22 protein-coding genes are annotated in these 22,274 nt (G+C 72.2%); 19 read left to right on the top strand and 3 right to left on the bottom strand.

The genetic code is table 11. From position 1 onward, the window contains the following. The first annotated feature begins 20 nt into the window (after positions 1 to 20). Genes LL648_RS28750 through LL648_RS28730 form a run of 5 tightly spaced genes read left to right on the top strand, consistent with a single transcriptional unit; the run spans position 21 to position 5,248 of the window. Positions 21 to 1,025 carry an ABC transporter ATP-binding protein gene (locus LL648_RS28750; RefSeq protein ID WP_255686740.1) on the top strand — a complete coding sequence of 335 codons (1,005 nt, stop codon included), beginning with the start codon at positions 21 to 23 and terminating at the stop codon, positions 1,023 to 1,025. Position 1,026: 1 nt separating this feature from the next. Then, positions 1,027 to 1,884, top strand: a complete 858-nt coding sequence (locus LL648_RS28745) for a MaoC/PaaZ C-terminal domain-containing protein (RefSeq protein ID WP_232665882.1) — start codon at positions 1,027 to 1,029, stop codon at positions 1,882 to 1,884. Next, positions 1,877 to 2,776, top strand: coding sequence for an SDR family oxidoreductase (locus tag LL648_RS28740; RefSeq protein WP_232665881.1), 900 nt, complete (start codon positions 1,877 to 1,879; stop codon positions 2,774 to 2,776). The genes LL648_RS28745 and LL648_RS28740 overlap by 8 nt, the downstream gene beginning before the upstream one ends. Beyond that, positions 2,773 to 3,651 carry an amidohydrolase family protein gene (locus tag LL648_RS28735; protein WP_305080802.1) on the top strand — a complete coding sequence of 293 codons (879 nt, stop codon included), beginning with the start codon at positions 2,773 to 2,775 and terminating at the stop codon, positions 3,649 to 3,651. The genes LL648_RS28740 and LL648_RS28735 overlap by 4 nt, the downstream gene beginning before the upstream one ends. 1 nt (position 3,652) lies before the next feature. Further along, positions 3,653 to 5,248, top strand: coding sequence for an AMP-binding protein (locus tag LL648_RS28730; RefSeq protein WP_232665880.1), 1,596 nt, complete (start codon positions 3,653 to 3,655; stop codon positions 5,246 to 5,248). Position 5,249: 1 nt separating this feature from the next. On the opposite strand, the gene LL648_RS28725 is transcribed toward LL648_RS28730, so the two are convergent. After that, entirely contained in the window at positions 5,250 to 5,705 is a 456-nt protein-coding gene (locus LL648_RS28725) for a mycothiol transferase (protein WP_232665879.1), read from the bottom strand. Between the two features lie 32 nt (positions 5,706 to 5,737). On the opposite strand from LL648_RS28725, the gene LL648_RS28720 reads away from it, so the two are divergent. Together LL648_RS28720 and LL648_RS28715 are read left to right on the top strand one after the other, a co-directional pair. Next, positions 5,738 to 6,694 carry a LysR family transcriptional regulator gene (locus tag LL648_RS28720; RefSeq protein ID WP_232665878.1) on the top strand — a complete coding sequence of 319 codons (957 nt, stop codon included), beginning with the start codon at positions 5,738 to 5,740 and terminating at the stop codon, positions 6,692 to 6,694. A 159-nt stretch (positions 6,695 to 6,853) separates the two neighbouring features. Continuing rightward, entirely contained in the window at positions 6,854 to 7,216 is a 363-nt protein-coding gene (locus LL648_RS28715) for a VOC family protein (RefSeq protein WP_232665877.1), read from the top strand. Positions 7,217 to 7,241: 25 nt separating this feature from the next. Here LL648_RS28715 and LL648_RS28710 read toward each other — a convergent pair whose 3' ends face one another. After that, positions 7,242 to 8,576, bottom strand: coding sequence for a Rieske 2Fe-2S domain-containing protein (locus tag LL648_RS28710; RefSeq protein WP_232665876.1), 1,335 nt, complete (start codon positions 8,574 to 8,576; stop codon positions 7,242 to 7,244). A gap of 148 nt (positions 8,577 to 8,724) precedes the next feature. Between LL648_RS28710 and LL648_RS28705 the strand changes: the two genes are divergently transcribed. The 7 genes from LL648_RS28705 to LL648_RS28675 all read left to right on the top strand — a co-directional run bounded on the left by LL648_RS28705 (position 8,725) and on the right by LL648_RS28675 (position 15,282). Then, positions 8,725 to 9,702 carry a LysR family transcriptional regulator gene (locus tag LL648_RS28705; RefSeq protein WP_232665875.1) on the top strand — a complete coding sequence of 326 codons (978 nt, stop codon included), beginning with the start codon at positions 8,725 to 8,727 and terminating at the stop codon, positions 9,700 to 9,702. A 73-nt stretch (positions 9,703 to 9,775) separates the two neighbouring features. Next, a complete protein-coding gene (locus tag LL648_RS28700) occupies positions 9,776 to 11,410 on the top strand; it encodes an ABC transporter substrate-binding protein (protein ID WP_232665874.1) in 1,635 nt (544 codons plus the stop codon). An 80-nt stretch (positions 11,411 to 11,490) separates the two neighbouring features. After that, on the top strand, positions 11,491 to 11,922 hold the full coding sequence (locus tag LL648_RS28695) for a Rieske (2Fe-2S) protein (protein WP_232665873.1): 432 nt from the start codon (positions 11,491 to 11,493) through the stop codon (positions 11,920 to 11,922). Next, positions 11,919 to 13,031, top strand: coding sequence for an amidohydrolase family protein (locus LL648_RS28690; RefSeq protein ID WP_232665872.1), 1,113 nt, complete (start codon positions 11,919 to 11,921; stop codon positions 13,029 to 13,031). Before LL648_RS28695 ends, LL648_RS28690 begins: the two co-directional genes overlap by 4 nt. Beyond that, complete coding sequence (locus LL648_RS28685; protein ID WP_232665871.1) at positions 13,028 to 14,056, top strand: amidohydrolase family protein; 1,029 nt, start codon at positions 13,028 to 13,030, stop codon at positions 14,054 to 14,056. The genes LL648_RS28690 and LL648_RS28685 overlap by 4 nt, the downstream gene beginning before the upstream one ends. Positions 14,057 to 14,128: 72 nt before the next feature. Next, positions 14,129 to 14,359: a hypothetical protein gene (locus LL648_RS28680; protein WP_232665870.1), complete on the top strand. Its 231-nt coding sequence runs from the start codon at positions 14,129 to 14,131 to the stop codon at positions 14,357 to 14,359. Between the two features lie 2 nt (positions 14,360 to 14,361). Then, entirely contained in the window at positions 14,362 to 15,282 is a 921-nt protein-coding gene (locus LL648_RS28675; RefSeq protein ID WP_232665929.1) for an SDR family NAD(P)-dependent oxidoreductase, read from the top strand. A 1-nt stretch (position 15,283) separates the two neighbouring features. Here the strand turns inward: LL648_RS28675 and LL648_RS28670 are convergent, their stop codons facing one another. After that, the gene (locus tag LL648_RS28670) at positions 15,284 to 16,000 is read right to left on the bottom strand and encodes an IclR family transcriptional regulator (protein WP_374112124.1); all 717 of its coding nucleotides are present in this window, start codon (positions 15,998 to 16,000) and stop codon (positions 15,284 to 15,286) included. Positions 16,001 to 16,287: 287 nt separating this feature from the next. Between LL648_RS28670 and LL648_RS28665 the strand changes: the two genes are divergently transcribed. From LL648_RS28665 to LL648_RS28645, 5 genes are all read left to right on the top strand, one after another. Continuing rightward, a complete protein-coding gene (locus tag LL648_RS28665) occupies positions 16,288 to 17,577 on the top strand; it encodes an MFS transporter (RefSeq protein WP_232665868.1) in 1,290 nt (429 codons plus the stop codon). 67 nt (positions 17,578 to 17,644) lie between these two features. After that, entirely contained in the window at positions 17,645 to 18,754 is a 1,110-nt protein-coding gene (locus LL648_RS28660; RefSeq protein WP_232665867.1) for an NDMA-dependent alcohol dehydrogenase, read from the top strand. 10 nt (positions 18,755 to 18,764) lie between these two features. Next, complete coding sequence (locus tag LL648_RS28655; RefSeq protein ID WP_232665866.1) at positions 18,765 to 20,201, top strand: aldehyde dehydrogenase family protein; 1,437 nt, start codon at positions 18,765 to 18,767, stop codon at positions 20,199 to 20,201. A gap of 22 nt (positions 20,202 to 20,223) precedes the next feature. Further along, positions 20,224 to 21,159 (top strand): TIGR03560 family F420-dependent LLM class oxidoreductase, encoded by a 936-nt coding sequence (locus LL648_RS28650; RefSeq protein ID WP_232665928.1) that lies wholly within the window; start codon positions 20,224 to 20,226, stop codon positions 21,157 to 21,159. After that, positions 21,156 to 22,274, top strand: a complete 1,119-nt coding sequence (locus LL648_RS28645) for an NDMA-dependent alcohol dehydrogenase (protein WP_232665865.1) — start codon at positions 21,156 to 21,158, stop codon at positions 22,272 to 22,274. Before LL648_RS28650 ends, LL648_RS28645 begins: the two co-directional genes overlap by 4 nt.

The raw sequence follows: 22,274 nt of genomic DNA, 5'->3' as shown, positions 1-22,274 counted from the left end.
CACCGCAGGTGGCCGCCGCGATGGCCGCGCCGGAGGCGGAGGCCGAGTGCGAGGTGGTGCTTCGGCTCGACGACCTGGTCGTCGAGTTCCCGGCCGGCGGTGGCCGCACCGTGCACGCCGTCTCGGGGATCAGCCTCGAGGTGCGCCGCGGGGAGACGCTCGGGCTGGTGGGCGAGTCGGGGTGCGGGAAGTCGACGACCGGCCGGGCCATCATGCAACTGCCGCGGCCGACGAGCGGCTCGGTGACGTTCGAGGGGCGCGACCTCACGACGCTCTCGGCCGCCGAGTTGCGGGCTCTCCGGCCGAAGCTGCAAATGATCTTCCAGGACCCGATCTCGTCGCTGAACCCCCGGCGGCGGATCCCCGACATCGTCGGCGACCCGCTGCTCGTGTGGGGCCGGGGGAGCGAGCGCGCGAAGCTCGTGCCGGAGGTGCTCACCGCCGTCGGCCTGGACCCCGAGCAGGTGGCAGACCGGCGGCCGCACCAGTTCTCCGGGGGCCAGTGCCAGCGGGTGTCCATCGCCAGGGCGCTGGTGCTCGACCCCGAGGTGCTGATCTGCGACGAGCCGGTGTCGGCGCTCGACGTCTCGGTGCAGGCGCAGATCCTGAACCTGCTGGAGGACATGAAGCGCCGCTACGGGCTCACGCTGGTCTTCATCGCCCACGACCTCGGGGTGGTGCGCAACATCAGCGATCGCGTCGCTGTCATGTACCTGGGCAAGATCTGCGAGCTCGGCCCCACCGAGGCGCTGTTCGACCACCCCGTGCATCCCTACACGCGGCTGCTGGTCTCGTCGATCCCGTCGATGGAGACGGTCACCGGGGCCGACATCGCCCGGGCCGATCGCGGCCGGGGCGAGATGCCCTCGCCGGTGAACCCGCCGAGCGGGTGCCGGTTCCGCACCCGCTGCCCGCTGGCCACCGAGCGCTGCGCGGCGGAGGAGCCGCTGATGCGCGAGGTGGCGCCGGGGCGGATCGCCGCCTGCCACCACCCAGTTCTCGCGACCGCTGCGGAGGGCGTCTGAGATGCCGATCGACCGTGCTGCCGTGGGTGCGGAGGGCGAGCCCCGCACCCGTTCCTGGACCTCGAAGGACGCGCTCCTCTACGCCGTCGGCGTTGGGGCCGGCCTCGGCGCACCCACCGAGGAGCTGTCGTTCACCACGGAGAACTCCGCCGGTGTCGCGCAGCAGGTGCTGCCGACGTTCGCCGTGCTGCTCTCGCAGGCCCCACCGCCACCCTTCGGTGAGTTCGACCCGGCCCGGCTGGTGCACGCCGAGCAGGAGATCGTGCTGCACCGCCAGGTCCCGGTCGAGGGCACGGTCACGGCGCGCGCCCACGTCTCCGGCGTGTACGACAAGGGAAAGGGCGCGCTGGTGGAGATCACCTCGGCCGCCGTGCTCGCGGACGGCTCGCTGCTGGCGACGAACCGCAGCGCCGTCTACATCCGCGGCGAGGGCGGATTCGGCGGAGAGCGCGGGCCCGTCGACGACTGGGTGGTGCCCGACCGGGCACCCGATCACGTCACCACGTACGCGACGCGTCCGGAGCAGGCGTTGCTCTACCGCCTCTCCGGCGACCGCAACCCGCTGCACTCCGATCCGAAGTTCGCCGCGCGCGGCGGATTCCCCACCCCGATCCTGCACGGGCTGTGCACCTACGGCGTGGCCGGCCGGGCGCTGCTGCACGCGATCGCCGGTGGCGACCCCGCCCGGCTCACGTCGATGTACGGGCGGTTCAGCGCGACGGTGCTGCCGGGGCAGGCGCTCACCGTCGAGATCTGGCAGGACGGTGCGGACGCCCGGTTCCGGGCCAGCACCGAGGGAGGAACGGTCGTGATCGACCGTGGTCGGGCCGTCGTGGCGGAAGGACAGCACAGTGCTTGACGGGAAAGTGGTCGTGGTGACCGGCTCCGGCCGTGGGCTGGGCCGGGCCTACGCCCGCGCCGTGGCCGACGCAGGTGCGGCGGTGGTCGTCAACGACGTGGACGCCGACGCCGCTGCCGCGGTGGTGGCGGAGATCGAGGCAGCCGGTGGCCGGGCCGCCCCGGTCATCGCGCCGGTGGGCCCGACCGACACGGCCGAGGCGCTGGTCGCGACGGCCGTCGAGCGGTTCGGGCGGCTGGACGCGATGGTGACCAACGCCGGGCTGCTGCGCGACCGCACGGTGGGGAAGATGTCCGACGAGGACTTCGACGTCGTCGTGGAGACGCACCTGCGGGGCACGTTCACGTGCGCGCGGGCGGCGATCGGGCGGTTCCGCGAGCAGGGCGGCGGCGGCCGGCTGGTGCTCGTCGGTTCGCCGGCGGGGCAGCGCGCGAGCTTCGGGCAGACCAACTACTCGGCGGTGAAGGCGGGCATCGTCGGCATGGCCCGCACGCTGGCCGCCGAGACGACCCGGTACGGGACCACGGTGAACGCGCTGGTACCGGTCGCGCTGACGAGGATGGTCGCCACCATGCCGGCGTTCGCCGCCGCCGTCGCCGCCGTGGAGCGGGGCGAGCCGGTGCCGGAGGCCCTGCGGGAGAACGGCGTCGGCACGGCGGAGGACGTGGCGCCGCTGCTGGTCTACCTGCTCTCCGACGCCGCCGCGGGCGTCACCGGGCAGGCGCTCGGGGTGGGCGGTGACCGGATCAGCGTCTGGTCGCACCCGACCGTCGCGGCGCAGGCGTCGCGGACCGGTGGGTGGACGGCGGCCGCGATCGCCGACGAGTTCCCGGCGCTGCTCGCGCCCCACCTGCAGCCGTTCGGAGCCGACGTGCCGACGGCAGCCCGATGAGCTCCCCGATGAACGTGGCCGACCTCGTCGCGATCGACATGCACACCCACGTGCACTTCTCCACCACCGCCGCGCAATCCGAGGCCGGCGCGGCCCGGATGGCGGAGATGAAGGAGCACTTCCGCTCCGACGTGCTCGGCATGGACCTGCACCAGCTCGCCGCGTTCTACCGGGAGCGGCGGATGGCGGCCGTGGCGTTCACGATCGACTCGCTCGGCGAGGTGGCCGAGCACGCACCGAGCAACGAGGAGATCGGCGAGGTCGCGGCGGAGCACCCGGACGTGATCATCCCGTTCGGGAGCGTGCACCCGTTGCGCGGCAAGGGCGGAGCGGCGATCACCCGGCGGCTCATCGCCGACCACGGGATGCGGGGGTTCAAGTTCCACCCGAGCGTCCAGGAGTTCTACCCGAACGACCGCACCGCGTACCCGATCTACGAAGTGCTCGCCGAGCACGGCCTGCCTGCGCTGTTCCACACCGGGCAGAACGGGGTGGGGTCGGGTCAGAAGGGTGGCGGCGGGATCCGGCTGAAGTACTCGAACCCGATGTTCCTAGACGACGTCGCGGTCGACTTCCCGGAGATGCCGATCGTCATGGCGCACCCGTCGTTCCCCTGGCAGGACGAGGCGCTGGCCATCGCGGTGCACAAGGGGCAGGTGCACATCGACCTGTCGGGGTGGTCGCCGAAGTACTGGCCGGCGCAGCTGGTGCAGTACGCCAACACGTTGCTGCGCAAGAAGGTGCTGTTCGGCACCGACTTCCCGCTGTTCACCCCGGAGCGCTGGCTGGCGGACCTGGAGAAGACCGAGATCCGCGACGCGGTGAAGCCCGACATCATGCTGCACAACGCGGCCCGCCTGCTGGGGATCACCTGAGATGTCCCTGCCCGACAACTTCGCGTCCCAGTTCGAGCTGATCGCCGATCTCGCGCCCACGCGCCCGGCCGTCGCGGCGGGCGATCGGGCGCTGACCTGGGGGCAGTTCGACGAACTGGCCGACCGCCTCGCCGCTCACCTCACCGCGCTCGGGATCGGCGCCGACCACCGCGTGGGACTCGCGGCCCGGAACTCACCCGAGTACCTCGTGGCGTTGCACGCGCTGTTCAAGCTGCGCGCCACCCCGATCAACGTCAACTACCGCTACCGGGCGGCCGAGGTCCGGCACCTGCTCGAGAGCGCGGGCGCGCGGGGGGTGATCGCGGACGCCGAGCTGTCCGACGTCGTCGGCGAGGCGGCGGCCAGGCTGCCGGCCGCCGACGTGCTGGTCGAGATCGCAGCAGATGGAGGCTTCGGTCCGGCCGTCGCGGCCGCGCCCCGGCACCCGCGCCGTCCGCGGGGTGATGCCGAGTGGCTCCTGTTCACCGGCGGTACGACCGGGTACCCGAAGGCCGTGATCGGCAGCCACACCGAGCGGCTGCGAGCCGTGCGGTCCGGTGGGTTCACCACGCTGGGAATCGACCCCGCGGCCGGCGTGGAGGCGCTGCACCAGGCGCTCGACATCGATCCGCACGGCCCGTCCGGGCTGGTGCACCTGCCGGCGTCGCCACTCATGCACGGCACCGGCCTCTACTCGGCGCTGGGCACCCTCGCCGTCGGCGCGCCCGTGGCGCTGCTGCCCGGCCGCAGCACGACCGGCGCCGACCTGGTCGCGGCGATCGAGCGCCACCGCGTCACCGACCTGACGATCGTCGGCGACGCGTTCGCGGTGCGCCTGCTCGACGCGCTCGACGCGGGCGGGGCCGCCGCGATCGGCAGCCTGCGGCGCATCCGCAGCGTCGGAGCGGTGTGGAGCCCGCCGGTGAAGCGGCGGCTGCTCGCGTACGCCGACGTGACGCTGCTCGACACGATCGCCGCGTCGGAGGGCGGCGTGTACGCGGTCGCGACGATCACCCGGGCCACGGCGGACGACCAGGCCGGCACGTTCACGCTGGCGCCGGGGGCGCGGCTGCTCGATCCCGACGGGCACGACGTCGAACCCGGCTCCGACACGGTCGGACTGCTGGCGGCGCCGGTCGTCGCGGACGCGTCCTACGAGGGCGACGCGGAGAAGACCGCCAATGCCTTCCAGGACATCGACGGCGTCCGCTACTCCATCCCCGGTGACATGGCCCTGCTCGGTGCCGACGGCCGGCTGCACCTGCTCGGCCGCGGCAGTTCGGTGATCAACACCGGCGGGGAGAAGGTGTACGCCGACGAGGTGGAGCTCGTGCTGCGCGACCATCCCGCCGTGCGCGATGTCGTGGTGCTCGGCGTGCCCGACCCGAAGTGGGGCAGCGCCGTCGGAGCCGTGGTCGCCCTGGAGGCCGGCGTCGAGGCGACGGCAGCCGACCTCGCCGCGTTCGTCGCCGCCCGCCTCGCCGGCTACAAGAAGCCGCGCCGCATCGCACTCGTGCCCGAGGTGGAGCGGCTCAACACCGGCAAGGCGGACCTGCGGTGGGCGGGCGCGCAGTTCCCGGCAGCGGTCACGCAGTGACTCACGACCGCAGGATGTCCCGGGTCAGCTCGAGGTGGCCGCGATGCTGCGCGAGCTCCTCGTAGACGTGCTGCAGCGCCGCACCCTGCGTCCGGCCGATGGGCGTGTCGCGGTACGGCGGGGACGGCAGGGCGCGCAGCGGTGCCTGCAGCTCGGCCACGGACACGTCGGCCCGCAGCTGCTCCCTGGCCTGCTCGATCCGTTCGACGAGATCGCGCACCGGGCCCGTCGCGCGAAACTCCGCGTCGCGGTCGCGCTCGACCTCCCGGCCCGCGACGAGCCGCCCGGCCCAGTCGTTCATCACCCCGAGGCAGTGCGTCACGATCCCGTACGGCGAGTTCGCGCCGGGCAGCTCGGGCCGGCGGTTCGCGAGGTCGTCGCCGAGCTCTTGGAGGACCTCGGACATGCCGTCGAGCGCGCGGTCGGTGAAGTAGAGGTAGTCGTCGACGGTGATCATGCTTCGGGACCCTACGGCCAGGCGCCGTCGTCGTGAGGCGCGGCGAGCGGTCGCAGGCCAACCTCGACCTCAACCTGCTGGCGATCCTGCGCGAGCTGCTGCGCGAGCGGAACGTGACGCGGGCGGCGGAGCGGGTCGGGATCACCCAGCCCGCGGCGAGCGCGGCACTGGGCCGCCTGCGCCGCCAGTTCGGCGACGAGCTCCTCGTGCGGACCCGCGGCGGTTTCGTGCTCTCCCCGCTCGCCGAGCAGCTGGCGCGGCAGATCGAGCCGGTCTACGCGAGCCTCGAACGGTTCTTCGCCACGGACCCGGGGTTCCGGCCGGCCGACTCCGAGCGGGAGTTCACCGTCCTCGCGCCCGACTACGTGGTCGCGACGATCGGCGAGCAGCTCTCCCGCCGCATGTACGCGGCCGCGCCGCGCGTCCGCATGAACGTCAAGGTGGTCAAGGAACGGCTCCCGGACGACCTGGTCGAGACGCTGCGCACGCTGGACGGCATCGTCTCCGCACCCACGGCGCAGCTCCGGTCGGCGGGGATCCACGGCATGGAGCTGTTCCGGGACCGGTGGGTGTGCGTCGTGGCCGCGGACGGTCCCGTCGGTGACCGGCTCGCGCTCGCCGACCTCGAGGACCTGCCGTGGGTGGTCCCGCACCACCCCGACGGCGACTACCCGCCCGGCTCGCCGCTCGCGCCGCTGCTCGCGTCGTTGTCGAAGCGCCCGCGGATGGCCGTCCGCGTCGAGAGCTACCAGGCCACGCCGTACTTCGTCGCGGGCACCGACCGGGTGGCCGTGATGCAGCGGCGCCTGGCCCAGCGCTTCGCCGAACGTTCTGACCTGCGCGTGCTGGAGTGCCCCGGCGATCCGCCGCCAATCGTCGAGACGCTGTGGTGGCACGAGCGCAACGACCACGACGTCGGCCACCGCTGGTTCCGCGCCGTCGTCGCGGCGGCCGCGCGGGCGGACGGCGGCCCGGACGACACGCCGTAGAGCGACGCGATTCCGGTCGCGGTCGTAGCCGTCGAATCATCGTCGAGAGTCGGGTGGGTCGATGAGTTCTGAGCAGGAAACCGCTACCTCAGGGATGGAGGTGGCGATTACGGTGTGGTTGCTGCCGGAGATGGACCCCCGGACGCGAAGGAGCGAACGGTGCCAGGTGCTGCACTGCGAGGGGTGACTCTGGACTGTGCCGACCCGCAGACGCTGGCCACCTTCTACGGTGCACTGACCGGGATGCGCGAACTCTTCAGTTCGGACGAGTTCGTCGCTCTGACGGCGGGCTCCGGCTGTGATCTGGGATTTCAGAGGGTTGACGGATACCGGGCTCCGCAGTGGCCGGGGCAGGACGTGCCACAACAGCTCCACCTGGATCTCCGCGCTGACGACCTCGATGCGGCGGAAGGGCTGGCCCTGGAACTCGGCGCGGCCAAACCGGACCATCAGCCGGGCGACGGACGCTGGCGGGTGCTCCTGGATCCGGCCGGCCACCCCTTCTGCCTGACGTCTTCCTGACCTCGACAGGTATCCACCGTCGGACTCAGTCGCCGGCTGCGGGCTGGCGGATGGCCGCCTCGGCTTCCTGCACGGCCGGGTCGGCGTCGGTGCCGAGCACGCGCCAGTCCTGGCCGTCCTCGAGGATCTTGTCTGCCCCGCGGATGGAGCGGAAGTCACCGGCGAGCGCGGGGGGAGGCGTGTCGTCGGCGGCGAGCTTCTTGGCGGACCGGACGAGCTGGTTCCGCATCCGGATGATCGCCTTGTCGATCGTGCCCAGGTGCTCTTGCGACCGGTCGTAGATCGGGCCCATCGACTCGGTGACCATGAGGTCCTGGCTGACGAAGTCGGCCACCCCGCTGAACGTCGTGGTGCGTTGCACCTCGCGGTCGATGTGGTAATCGGCCTCTGCCAGGTAGTTGCGCGGCGTGATGCCCCCGACCCGGCGCGTGAACGGGGTCTCGAAGGGCCCGTAGTCGAACAGCGGGGCGCCACCGTGGCCCTGCGGGTTGGCCGGGATCGTCGTGTCGAAGGTGTAGCGCCAGCAGTTGTCGTCGTCGATCGGGACGACCATGAGGTGGCGCGTGTTGTACGGGATCGCCGCGATGATCGTGCTGTACGGGGCGACGTACTCGGTGATCCGGACGTTGGTGTGACCGTTGGGCGTGGTGCGCAGGCCCGCGTAGCGGAAGCCGTACCAGGTGTCCTCGACCTCGAGCCGCGGCGCGCGGTCGTGCAGCCAGAACTTCCACGTCATCCGGTTGGACGGGTAGCCGGGTTTGTCGCTGCCGTCGTCCGGGATGTCCGCGGCGCCGTTCCACGAGTGCAGCCACGAGATGTGGGCCGTGTCGACGTTGCCCTCCATCGTCTGCACCCAGTTGCAGTAGCACTGCAGCTTCGCGGCGAGGTGGTGCTCCTGCGGGAGGGAGTCGGTGCCGAAGTCGCGGAACGGCGTCATCGTGTCGGCGGGACCCATGTACGTCCACGCGATCCCGCCCGATTCGTGCACGGGATAGGCCCGCGCCTTGACGCGCTCCTTGAAGCTGCTCGTCGCGGGCTCGCTCGGCATGTCGACGCAGTTGCCGGCGGTATCGAACTGCCACCCGTGGTAGGCGCAGCGCAGGCCGCAGTCCTCGTTGCGCCCGAAGTAGAGCGAGGCGCCGCGGTGCGGGCAGTTCTCCTGGATCAGGCCGACGGTCCCGGTGCCGTCGCGGAACGCCACGAGGTTCTCCCCGAGCAGCCGCACCCGCACCGGGTCGCAGCCGGGTGCCGGTAGCTCGCTCGAGAGCAGGGCCGGCGTCCAGTAGCGACGCAGCAGGGCACCCATCGGGGTGCCGGGACCGACGCGGGTGAGGATCTCGTTGTCCTGCTGGGACAGCATCGTCCGACCTCCGGATCGCCGGATATGGATGAATCTGCAGGCTAATCAGCAGTGGCGAGGCGGCGGAAACAACGATTGTTGCTGCCGAGGCATCAGCAATGGTGATGATCCACTGGCGAGCGCCGGTCCGAGGGCTTTCGATGGCGGGGTGAAGTCCGCGACCGCGCGCCTGACCGGCCTCGACCTGAACCTGCTGATCGTGCTGCGCGAGTTGTTGCGGGAGCGCAACGTCACGCGGGCGGCCGAGCGCATCGGGGTCTCGCAGCCGGCGGCGAGCGCGGCGCTGGGCAGGCTGCGCCGGTACTTCGGCGACGACCTGCTGGTCCGGCGCGGCACCAGGTACGAGCTGTCCGCGCTCGCCGTCCAGCTCGTCGAGCAGGTCGAAGCGGTCTGCGACGGCGTCGAGCGGCTCCTCGCGACGGCGGGCGGGTTCGACCCCGGCAGCTCGCGGCGCGAGTTCACGATCGTCATGTCCGACTACGCGATCGCTGTCGTCGGGCAGCGGCTCGCCGGGGCGGTGAACGCGGAAGCCGGGCAGGTACGACTCAACATCGTCCTGGTCAGGGAAGCGCTGGCCGCCACCATCGCGTCGACGATCCAGGCCGTCGACTGCGTCGTCTCGCAGTCGACGAGCCGCTTCCGCATCCCCGAGATGCGCTCGGCGCCCTTGTTCACCGACCGCTGGGTGTGCGTGGTCGCGGGGGACAACCGGCAGCTCGGTGACGACGTCGCCGACCGCGACGGGCTGGTCGCCGCGACATGGGTCGTGCCCTACCACGACGACGCCGACTTCCCGTCGGTCGTGCCGGTGAGCCGCCAGCTCGCCCGGCTCGGCGTGCGACCCGACGTCGCCGTGCGGGTCGACAGCTTCCACGCCGTGCCCTACCTGGTCGCCTCCACCGGGCATGTTGCCCTCATGCAGGAGCGGCTCGCCAGGGCCTGCGCGCGGCACCTGCCGCTGCGGGTCCTGGAGAGCCCGGTGCCGCTGGAGCCGCTCGACGTCCGACTGTGGTGGCACGAGCGGCACGACGACGACGCGGGACACCGGTGGTTCCGCAGGCTCGTCGCGCTCGCCGGCCGCGACATTCCGCACACCTGGGACGGGCCGGACGACGCGGCCGGGTGACGTCATCGGCCTGGTTCATCGGGCGGCCGCGGGTCGTAGTTTCTAGGCCACCGACGAAGGGGTTGGTGCTCGGATGAGGACCTCGATCATCGCCCGACGCCGTTCCCGGCTGTTCGCCGCGGCCGTGGCAGGGCTCGTCGCCCTGCTGGTGGCGGCGTGCGGTGCCGCCCCCGGCGTCGGCGGGGCGGGCGCCGAGGGCCGGATCCGGACCGTCAACCCGTACGGCGGCGATCCCGCGACCGAAGGGCAGCCGAAGTCCGGGGGAGTGCTCGTGATGGGCACCGACCGGGAGGTCGTCGGGTTCGACCCGACCGTGCAGAACACCAACCAGGCCGCGCTCGCCGTCTACGACTCCCTGCTCAAGCTCAAGCCGGACGGCACGGCCGAGCCGTACATGGCCAGGTCGATGGACAGCACCGACGGCGGGACGACCTGGCGGATGGGTCTGCGCGCGGGCGTCACGTTCTCCGACGGCACCCCGCTGGACAGCCAGGCCGTGATCGTCAACGTGCAGCGGCACATCGACAAGGCGTCCTCGCCGGGGCACCGCTTCACCCTCCCCATCGCGGCCATGACCGCGGTGGACCCGCTGACCGTCGAGTTCCGGCTCAAGTCGCCGTTCGGGCTGTTCCCGTCCGTGTTCGCGGGCAGCTTCACGACCGGCAGCCTCGGCCAGCTCGTCTCGCCCGCGGCGCTGAAGCAGTGGGGCGACCAGATCGCCGCCCACCCCGTCGGGGCCGGCCCGTTCGTGCTGAGCAGCTGGAAGCGCGACTCCAAGATGGAGCTGACCCGCAACCCGACGTACTGGCAGCAGGGCCTGCCCCGCCTCGACGGGCTGGAGTTCCGGCCGCTGCCCGACACCGAGAGCCGCTACGCGTCGCTGGAGAACGGCGACGTCGACCTGATCTTCGGCGGCTACCACACCGAGCTGCTGCGCGGTGCGGAGAACCCGAACCTGACCGTCTACTACGGCTCGGGCCACGGCGCGGAGTGGATCTACTTCAACCACGCGAAGGCGCCGTTCGACGACCACCGCATGCGCGAGGCCGTGGTGCGCGGGATCGATCTCGACGCGCTCGCGGCCACGCAGTTCCGCGGCCAGATGGAGCGGGCGCACGGGTACTTCGGCGACGGCAGCGTCTACCAGACACCCGAGGCGGCCGCGGCCTGGCCCACCTTCGACCAGGCACGCGCGAAGCAGCTCGTCGCGGAGTACGTCTCCACCGGAGGGAGCGCGACGGTGGTCTACAAGACGACCAACGCGCCCAACCGCGTCGCGTTCGCCGAGTTCCTGCAGGCGCAGATGGCGGCCATCGGGATCACGCTGCAGCCGCAGTTCTTCGATCTCGCGCAGTACTCGTCGAGCGTCGTGCAGAGCAAGGACTTCCAGCTGGCCGGCACGGTCGGCGGGCCCGTCGACGCGCCCTACCCGTCGGCGCAGAACGTGCTGCGCACCGGAGGCAATCAGAACTACGGCAGCTACTCCAACCCGGAGGTGGACGCCCTGCTCGACAAGGCGGCCGCTGCCACCGACGACGCCGAGCGCACCCGGCTCTACCAGCAGGTCCAGCTGCTGACCAACCAGGACGTCTCGATGGCGTACTACAGCCGCGGCTACCTCTCCACCATCGCGAAGCCACAGGTGAAGGGGGTCGTGCGCTACCTGACGCGGGACATGTTCTTCGCGACGACCTGGCTCGACCGGTGAGGGCGACCATTCACGACGTTGATGGTGCGCATGTCGATTCCGTGTTTCCCGTGAACGAATCGCGACCTTAGGTTCGAGCCGTGCGGATCGTGGTTGCGCGACTCGACGAGTTCCTGCCGGGCGAACGACGGATCGTGCAGGCCGGTCGCCGGTCGATCGGGGTCTTCCGGGTGGGCGACCGCTTCTACGCGATCAACAACCACTGCCCGCACCAGGGTGGCCCGCTGTGCCTCGGCGCGACGAAGCCGTGGGTGACCTCTGCCGGACCGGGGGAGTACGCGATGGCCGCCGAGGACTCGCTCCTGGCCTGCCCGTGGCACGGCTGGGAGTACGACCTCGCCACCGGGCAGTCCTTCCTCGGTCCCGGCACGCCGGGCGTGCGTACCTACGAGGTGTCGGTCGAGCCCGGCGAGCGGGTGCCGGGCCCCTACGTCGCCGAGACCTTCCCCGTGCACATCGAGGACGCGCTCGTCGTCGTCGACACCACGTCCCGCGCCGGAGGTGCCCCATGACCGAAACCCTGTCGTCCGCGGCCCGGTCGACGCCCTCCCGAGCGGCGCACACGCTCGTCGACTCCGACATCCACCCGCACGCGCCGGCCACGGACATCCTGCCGCGGCTGGCCGCGCAGCACCGGCGGCGGTGGGAGATGTTCGGCAGCCGGGTCCCGGGCCCGCCGGAGATCTACCCGCGCGTCCGCAACTCCGGCTTCCGGGTCGACTCCTGGCCGGAGGGCGGCTTCCCCGGCAGCGACCTGCAGCTGGTCCGCGACCAGCTGCTCGACGAGTTCGGCGTCGACCACGGGATCCTCATCCCGCTGCAGGGCCACAGCTGGGGGGCGGAGGAGCCGCGGTACGCGGCGGCGCTGTGCGGCGCGCTCAACGACTGGGTGGACGAGGAATGGCTCGCCGCCGAACCGCGGCTGCGCAGCTCCATCGCGATCCCGATCGAGGCGCCGGACCTCGCGGCCGACGAGATCCGCCGCCACGCCGGCGACCCCCGGTTCGTGCAGGTCCTGCTCTCGACCGGCGGAGAGTCGGGGTACGGGGTGCGCCGGTACTGGCCGATCTACCGTGCTGCGGCGGAGGCCGGCCTGCCGATCGGCGCGCACACCGGCGGGTTGGAGCAGCACCGCGGCGCCGGGTGGCCGTCGTTCTACCTCGAGGAACACGTGTGGAACGCCAACACGATGGCCTCGCTGATCATGAGCATGCTCTGCGAGGGCGTGTTCGAGGAGTTCCCGACGCTGCAGGTGGTGTGCATCGAGGGCGGCATCGCCTGGGCCGGGCCGCTGATGTGGGCGCTCGACGAGGCGTGGGCCCGGCTGCGCGCCGACGTGCCGCACCTGCGCAGGCCACCGTCGGAGTACATCCGTGAGCACATCTGGTTCACGACGCAGCCCGTGGAGGAGCCGGCCGACCCGCAGCACCTGGCCGTGGCGCTGGACCACATCGGGATGAACGACCGGATCATGTTCGCCTCCGACTACCCGCATTGGGACTTCGACTCGCCGCGGCTCGCCCCCCGCCTGTTCCCGGTCGCGGCGCGCCAGCAGATCATGGGCGCCAACGCCTGCCGGCTCTACGGGCTGCCCGAACGCGTAGGGGAGGCGGCCCGATGACGACCGTCGACACCGACGTGCACGTCGGACCGGCCGCGTTGACCGACCTCTTCCCCTACCTCGACGAGTACTGGCGCAGCTACATCGCCGAGGGCGGGGTCTTCCTGTCGCCTTCGCAGGGCGGCGCGTACCCGCCGAACGCGCCCACCAGCGCCACTCCGGCCGCGGCGACGATCGGGCAGTTGCGGACCGAGGTGCTCGACCAGCAGGAGCTGGAGCGCGTCGTCCTGAACTGCACCACGTCGTTCCACTGCAACCGCAACCCGTACTACGAGGCCGCGCTCACCCGCGCGGTCAACGACTGGCTGGTCGAGGAATGGCTGAGCCAGGACGACCGGCTGCGCGCGAGCATGGTCGTGCCGAACCTGGACACCGCGGCGGCGGTCGCCGAGATCGAGCGCATCGGTGGCCACGAGCAGATCGTGCAGGTCCTGCTGCCGGTGCGCACCGACGCGCCGTGGGGCAACCCGCGACACCGCCCCGTCCTGCGGGCCGCGGCCGACCACGACCTGGTGGTCGGGCTGCACGCGTGGGGCCGGATCGGCAACGCCCCCACGTCCAGCGGGATGACGCACACCTACCTGGAGGACTACCTGGCGAACTCGCAGATAATCGTGCAGGTCCAGGTCACGAGCTTGATCACGGAAGGGGTATTCGCCCAGCTGCCCGGCCTGCGGGTGTCGCTGCTCGAATGCGGGTTCTCCTGGCTGCCGACACTGCTGTGGCGCTTCGACAAGGACTGGAAGGGCGTGTGGCGCGAGGTGCCGTGGCTCGCCGAACCACCGTCGGAGGTGGCGCGCCGGCACCTGCGGCTCACCACGGCCCCCGCGCAGCTGCCGCGCGACCCCGAGCACGTCCGGCAGGCGCTGGACCTGCTGGACGCCGGTTCGATGCTGCTGTACGCGAGCGACCACCCGCACGACCACGGCGACGGTGGCGACCGGTTGCTGGCCGCGCTGACCGACGTCGAACGGGAGCAGGTGCTGAGCGGGAACGCCACCGCCTGGTACGGGCTGGACAGGTGATCCGCGAGCCCGCATTCCAGGTCGTGGAAGAGCCGTCGCGTCGCCGGCGCGACGGCTCGTAGCGTCCTCACCGTGACCGACGTGGACGCCCTCGAGCGGATGCGGGCGATGCTTGCCGCGGACGACTACCGGATGGACATCACCCACGGTGGCGACACCGTGCGGGTGCGGATCACCGCCGGGCCGCAGGCCTGCGACGACTGTCTGGTCCCCAAGGCGATGATGCGGTCGATGCTGGCGCCGGCGCTGGGCGTCGAACCCGGGTCGATCGAGCTCCGCTACCCGACGGAGGAGACCCCGTGAGCATGGAGATCTCCCTCGCGGGCAAGGTCGCGCTGGTCACGGGTGCCGGCCCGAACATCGGCAGCGGGGTGGCGCTGGCGCTCGCCCGCTACGGCGCCGTCGTCGCCTGCAACGACCTCGACCCGGCGGCCGCCGAGGCGTCCGTCGACCGGATCGAGCGCAACGGCGGCACGGCTGTGGCGGTGCCCGGCGACGTCACCGACGAGGAGCAGGTCACCGGGTACGTGCAGGAGGTGGTCGAGCGGTTCGGCCACATCGACATCCTGGTCAACAACGCGGCGGTGCTGGGCGGGCGCGGCCTGCTCGACGAGAGCGCCGCGTTCTTCCGGCGCGCGATCGAGGTGGCGGGGCTCGGGTCGTTCCTCAACACCAAGCACGTGGGCCGGCACATGGCCGAGCGCGGCATCCGCGGATCCATCGTGATGATCTCGTCGTCGAACGGGTGGTCCGGCTCGCCCGGCGTGATCGCCTACGCCTTCCACAAGGGCGGGGTGAACAACTTCGTCCGGGCCGCGGCGATGGACCTCGCCCCCTACGGCATCCGCGTCAACGGGTTCACCCCGACCGCGCCCAACCCCGACAACCCGGCCCTGATCGCGCAGCAGGGGCCCGGCGGGGTGCTCAGCAACCCGCGCGCCTCCGGCATCGGGGGCGAGGGCGGCGACGAGCCGTGGCGGCGGCCGGCCAGGTGGCGCGGCGAGCGCAACCCGCTGGTCCCGATGGGCACCACCGGCACCCCCACCGACATCGGGCACTGCGTCGCCTGGATGTGCTCGGACTACGCGCGCCTGATCACCGGCACCGACTTCGTCGTCGACGGCGGGGCCAGGGCCAAGAACTTCGCGTACGTGCCGGCGGCGCCGTCCGATCTGGCGGGTCCGCTGCCGGTGATCCCGCTGGACCTGACGAACGGTGTGGGATAGCTCAGGCGGACAGGGTGAGCTGCCGGGTGATCGAGCGCGACACCTGGAGCAGCGGTTCCACCAGCTGTGCCGGCCGGGCCGACTCGGCGTCCACGACGACGGAGATCGCCGCGGTCACCCGACCCGCCACATCGTGGACGGGTACGGCGACGGCCACGTTCAGCAGCGTGATCTGTCCGTGCGCGACGGCGATCCCGGTCAGGCGGATGCGCGCGAGCGCGCGGCGCAGCTCGGCCGGGTCGACGACGGTCCGCTCGGTGAACCGCTCCATCGGTGCCGACAACACCTCCTCCTGCAGGTCCGGCTCGGCGTACGCGAGCAGCACCAGACCGATCCCGCTGGCGTGCATGGGCCAGCGGTCGCCGACCCGGCTGCTGATCGGGTGCCGGGTGCGGACCCGCATCGTCTCGACGTAGACGACCTCGACGCCGTCGCGCACCCCGAGGTGGACGTTGCCGCCGGTGGCGTTGTACAGGTCGCGCAGGTAGGGGAACGCGGCTTCGCGAAGCTGCAGCCCGCGCGGGGCCAGCGCGGACAGCTCCAGCAGCCGCAGCCCGACGCCGTACCGCCCGTCGGGGCCGCGTTCGAGCGCGCCGAAGTCGACGAGCTCGTGGACGAGCCGGTGCGCTGTCGGCAGTGTGAGCGAGGCCCGGCGCGCGATCTCGCTGAGCGACAGCAGGCGGTGCCGGGGCCCGAACGCGCCCAGCACCGCCAGCATCCGGCCGGCGGCAGTGGGTCGGGCGGGGTTGGGTCGGGCGGGGTTCTCGGCTGCAGCGGTGGTCGCTGTAGTGATCATCGGGCACCTCCCGGGACGGCGTCGTCCATGGCCAGTCTCTCCCGCGGAGACCTGCGTCACACGGCTCCAATTGCCTGCCCGCCCCGCGACGAATGACGTAGGCGGAACGGGTCCGGACGCCCGTGCCGGCACGGGCCCCGACTGCTTGGGTCGGGACGCGCGGCCTCGCCCGCGCGTACTGCCGGACGCGTCCAGAGGAGTGCGCAGCCATGGCCGAGACTCAGAAGTCGCCGACCCCGTCCAGGACGCCGCCCTCCACGCCGACGCTGCTCGGCGCGAGCCTCGTCGGCACGTCGATCGAGTGGTACGACTACTACATCTTCGGGACGGCGACGGCGCTCGTCTTCGGCCCGCTGTTCTACCAGCCGCTCTCCGACGTCGGGGCCACGTTCGCGGCGTTCGCGACGTTCGCGGTGGGCTTCTTCGCCCGCCCGGTGGGCGCAGCCGTCATCGGCCACTACGGCGACCGCATCGGCCGCCGCTCGATGCTCGTGCTCACACTGCTGACGACCGGGCTCGCCACAACGCTCATCGGGGTACTGCCCACCTATGCCGCGATCGGGATCGGTGCGCCGATCTTGCTGGTCGCGCTGCGGGTCCTGCAGGGGTTCGGGCTGGGCGGCGAGTGGGGCGGCGCCGTCCTGATCGCCACCGAGCACGCCGAGCCCCGCCGGCGGGCGCTGTTCGGCAGCTTCGCCCAGTTCGGGGTGCCCGTCGGGGTGCTGACGTCGAACCTGGCGTTCCTGGCGCTGGCCGGGCTGTCCATGGAGGAGCTGCTGGCGTGGGGCTGGCGGCTGCCGTTCCTGTTCAGCATCGTGCTGGTCGTCGTCGGGCTGCTCGTGCGGGCCCGGCTGGCGGACTCGCCGGAGTTCGAGAAGCTCCGCGAGGAACGGGAGGTGGCCGCCGTCCCGTTCACCGAGCTGCTGCGCACCCAGCCGCGGGAGCTGCTGCTGGCGAGCGTCGCCTCGATCGCGGTGCCCGCGGTCGGTTACACGGTGATCGTCTACATCCTCAACTACGGCACCAAGACCGTCGGCTACGACCGGAACACGCTGCTGCTGCTGATCCTCGCCTCGACCGCGGTGTGGATCGCGGCCATCGCCGGGGCGGCGGTGGCCGCGGACCGCTTCGGTGGGCGGCGCGTGTACGTGCTCGGCGCCCTCACCGCTGTGCTCTGGCCGATCCCGATGTTCCTGCTCGTCGACTCCGGCAACCCTGGCCTCGCGTTCGTCGCGTTCGCCGGCGCCGCGATCGTGCAGGGCCTGATGGCCGGATCACAGGGCGGCTGGTTCACCGAGATCTTCGACCTGCGGGTGCGCTACAGCGGCATTTCGGTGGCCTACCAGATCGGCGGCATGGTCGGCGGCGCGGTCACCCCGCTGGTGGCGACGTCGCTGCAACTGGCCGGCGGCTCGCTCGCGGTCGCGCTCTACCTGGCCGGGCTCTCGCTGCTGAGCCTCGTCGCCGCGATCATGCTGCGCCCCCGCCCGGCGGGGTAGCGCACGGGCTTCCGTGGCGTGGAAGCGGTCTCGTCCAGCCGATCCCGCGCGCTGCAACCTGGATCACATGGGGATGAGGACGCGCGCCGCGGTCTGTCGCGAACCCGGGCGGCCGTGGGAGATCACCGAGCTCGACCTGGACGATCCGCAGGCCAACGAGGTGCGCATCCGGTTCGAGGCCGCCGGCCTGTGCCACTCCGACGACCACATCCAGAAGGGCGATGCCCGGATGCGGTTCCCGGTGGTGGGTGGGCACGAGGGCGCCGGGGTCGTGGAGGAGGTCGGGCCCGGGGTGACGCGGGTGGCGGTCGGCGATCACGTCGTCTGCTCGTTCATCCCCGCCTGCGGCTCGTGCCGCTACTGCTCGACGGCGCGGCAGAACCTCTGCGACTCGGGGAAGAACGCCGCCACCGGGGAGTTCCCCGACGGCACGTTCCGCTTCCACCAGGACGGAGCGGACTTCGGCGGGCTCTGCGTGCTCGGCACGTTCTCCCAGCACACGGTGGTGTCGGAGTTCTCCTGCATCCCGATCCCCGCCGACATCCCATTCGACGTCGCCTCGCTCGTCGGCTGCGGAGTGCCCACGGGGTGGGGCTCGGCCGTGCACGCGGCCGGGGTGCGGGCCGGGCAGACGGTCGTGATCTACGGCGCCGGTGGGGTGGGCAGCAATGCGGTGCAGGGGGCCCGCTACGCCGGGGCCAAACACGTCGTGGTGGTGGACCCGGTGGAGTTCAAGCGGGACATGGCGAAGGTGTTCGGTGCCACGCACACGTTCGCCGACGCGCGCAGCGCGCACGAGTTCGTCGTCGAGACGACGTGGGGTGAGCTGGCCGACCACGCCATCATCACCGTCGGCGTGCTGCACGACCAGGTCATCGCGGACGCGCTCGCCGTCGTCGGCAAGGCCGGGCAGGTGACCATCACTGCCGTCGGGAACGGCTCGATCCGCACCGGGGCGAGCGCGCTGATCGGTTACCAGCGCCGCGTCCAGGGCGCGATCTTCGGCGGCTGCAACCCGCTGCACGACGTGCCCCGGCTGCTCGGGCTCTACCGCTCCGGCGATCTCAAGCTCGACGAGCTGATCACCCGCCGGTACCGGCTCGACCAGGTCAACGAGGGCTACCAGGACATGCTCGACGGCAAGAACGTCCGCGGCGTGATCATCCACGAGCACTGAGGAACGGGTCATGACCACCACGCTTCCTGCGGACAACACCCACCTCGTCGGCGCCGACTGGTTGCCCGCCGCGACCGGCGCGACGATCGACGTCCTCGACCCGTCCACCGGTGAGGTGCTCGCCGCGGTGCCGCGTGGGGGCGCCGCCGACGTGGATGCCGCCGTGGCGGCCGCCGCGGCGGCATTCCCCTCGTGGCGCGACACCAGCGCGACCGAACGCGGCGCGCTGGTGGCCCGCTGGGCGACGCTGGTCGACGAGCGCGCCGCCGAACTGGACCAGTTGGAGTCGCGCGAGGTCGGCCGCCCGCACTGGGGTCCGCCGCCGATGGGCCGGCTGCTCACCTTCGTCGCTGGGCAGGCGGACAAGGTGCAGGGCTTGTCGCTGCCCACGCACACCCCCGACGTGCTGGGCCTGACGCTGCGCGAGCCCTACGGCGTCGTCGGCAGCATCATCCCCTGGAACGCGCCCGGCCCGATGTTCGTCACCGACGCCGGGGCCGCGATCGCCGCCGGCAACACGATCGTCGTCAAGCCGGCCGAGGACGCCCCGCTCACCCCGCTCGCGCTGGCCGCGCTGGCGCAGGAGGCGGGCATCCCACCGGGCGTCGTCAACGTCGTCACCGGGTACGGCGGGGAGGCCGGGGCGGCGCTGGCCGGGCACCGCGGCATCCGCCGGATGAGCTTCACCGGCTCGCCCGAGACCGGGGCGCAGGTGATGGCGGCGTGCGCGCGGAACCTGGTGCCACTGCACCTGGAGCTGGGCGGCAAATCACCGCAGGTGGTGTTCGCCGACGCCGACCTCGACAAAGCCGTCCCGGCGATGGTCGCGGGCATCACCCTCAACACGGGCCAGATCTGCGCGGCCGGGTCACGGGTGGTGGTGCAGCGCTCGGTGCACGCCGAGCTCGTCGAGCGGCTCGCCGCGCACATGGGCCGGGTCACCGTCGGGCCGTGGACCGAGCGGGTGCAGATGGGGCCCCTGATCAGCGCGAAGCAGCACGACCGGGTACTCGGCTACGTGCAGGCCGGCCGGGACGAGGGCGCCGACCTGGTCGTCGGCGGTGGGCGCCCGGCCGGCTTCGACCGCGGGTACTTCGTGGAGGCGACGCTGTTCGACAACGTCTCCCCGGACATGCGCATCGCCCGCGAGGAGATCTTCGGGCCGGTGCTCTCGGTCATCCCCGTCGACGACGAGGAACAGGCACTCGAGGTGGCCAACGGCACCGACTACGGGCTCGTCGCGTCGGTCTGGACGCGCGACGTGGGCCGCGCAGTGCGGATGAGCCGCCGCCTGGACGCCGGGCAGGTCGCGGTGAACGCGGCCCTGGGCGCGGGCGTCATCGGCGGGCCGTTCGGCGGGTACAAGCGCAGCGGCTTCGGCCGCACCATGGGCGCCGACGCCGTCCTCGACTACACGCAGGTGAAGACGGTGTCGATCCGTGGCTAGCGTCGTACGGCTCAGGGTGCTCATGGAACCCCGTCACGGGGCCCGCTACCTCGACATCCGCGCGCTGGCCCTGCTCACCGAGGATGCGGGCTTCGACGCGTTCTTCCGCTCCGACCACCTCATGGGCGTCGATCCGCAGGATGCGACCTTCCGTCCCACCGACTGCTGGACGACGCTGGCCGGCCTCGCCCGCGACACCACGCGGGTGCGGCTGGGCGCGCTGGTGGGCGCGGCGACGTTCCGCCAGCCCGGCCTGCTCGCGACGATCGTCGCCTCGGTCGACGAGATGAGCGGCGGCCGGGTCGAGCTGGGCCTGGGCACCGGCTGGTACGAGCGCGAGCACCGAGCGTTCGGCATCCCGTTCCCGCCGGTCAAGGAGCGGTTCGACCGGCTGGAGGAGCAGCTCGCGGTCATCACCGGGCTGTGGACGGCCATGCCGGGGGAGCCGTTCTCGCACGACGGGCACTACCGCGTCGAGGCGAACATCAGCCCGCCGCGGCCCGCACAGCAGCCGCACCCGCCCGTCATCGTCGGCGGTTCCGGCCCGCGCCGCACGCCGGCGATCGCGGCCCGCTTCGCCGCGGAGTTCAACGGCGCCCTCACCCCGGGGGACCGCGGCGGGGCGCTGCGCGAGCGGTTCGCCGGGTTCGACCGGGCCTGCGCCGCGATCGGGCGCGACCCGGCCACGGCGCGCCGCTCGGCGGTGCTGCCGATCGCCTGCGGCGCCACGGCGGCCGAGGTGGAGCGGCGCGGCGCCGTCATCGGCTCGGAGCTGATGCGCGCGACCGCCGCGATCGGCTCGCCGCAGCTGGTCGTCGACCGGCTCGCGGAGCTGGCCGAGGCCGGCGCCGACACCGTCTACCTGCACGTCTACGACATCCACGATCTCGACCACGTCGCGCTGATCGGCGCCGAAGTACTGCCGCACATCCAGCAGCCGACGGGAGTCTCCGCATGAGTGTCACCACCCGCGCCGCCATCGCCCGGGGCCCGCACACGGGGTGGGAGCTGGTCGACCTGCAGCTCGACGAGCCGAAGGCGCACGAGGTGCGCGTCCGGTTCCACGCCGCCGGGCTGTGCCACTCCGACGACCACATCACCCAGGGCGACGCGCCCGTCCGCTTCCCGATCGTGGGCGGCCACGAGGGCGCCGGGGTGGTGGAGGCCGTCGGGCCGGACGTGCGCCGTGTCGCCGTCGGCGACCGGATCGTCTGCTCCTACATCCCGGCGTGCGGGGCGTGCCGCCCGTGCTCGACGGGCTACCAGAACATGTGCGTGAAGGGGCTCAACGCGGGCACCGGCATGTTCCTCGACGGCACCTTCCGGTTCCACCTGGGCGAGGACGACCTCGGCGGGTTCTGCTCGCTGGGCACGTTCGCCCGGCAGGCCGTGGTGTCGGAGTGGGCGTGCCTGCCGCTGCCCGACGACATCCCGTTCGAGATCGGTGCGCTGGTCGGCTGCGGGGTGCCGACGGGCTGGGGCTCCGCGGTCTACGCGGCCGGGGTTCGGGCGGGCGAGACCGTCGTGATCTACGGCGCGGGTGGGGTGGGCAGCAATGCGGTGCAGGGGGCCCGCTACGCCGGTGCCAAGCACGTCGTGGTGGTGGACCCGGTGGAGTTCAAGCGGGACATGGCGAAGGTGTTCGGTGCCACGCACACGTTCGCCGACGCGCAGAGCGCGCACGACTTCGTCGTCGAGGCGACGTGGGGCCAGCTCGCCGACCACGCCATCTGCACCCCCGGCGTGCTCACCCCCGAGGTGGTCGACGCGGCCGTGCAGGTGATCGGCAAGGCCGGCAAGGTCACCATCACCGCCGTCGGTCGGCTCGGCGAGAACACCGTGCACGTCCACGCCGGCAACATGATCCTCTACCAGCGCCAGATCCGGGGCGCCCTGTTCGGTGCCTGCAACCCGCTCTACGACGTTCCCCGGCTGCTCGGGCTGTACCGCTCCGGCGACCTCAAGCTCGACGAGCTCGTGACCAGGAGGTACGCGCTCGACGAGATCAACGACGGCTACCGCGACATGGCCGACGGCAAGAACATCCGCGGCGTCGTCGTGCACGAGGTCTGA

It is taken from the genome of Pseudonocardia sp. TRM90224 (genome assembly GCF_021245725.1).
Lineage (GTDB): Bacteria > Actinomycetota > Actinomycetes > Mycobacteriales > Pseudonocardiaceae > Pseudonocardia.
This window is presented reverse-complemented; position numbering and strand designations above follow the sequence as displayed.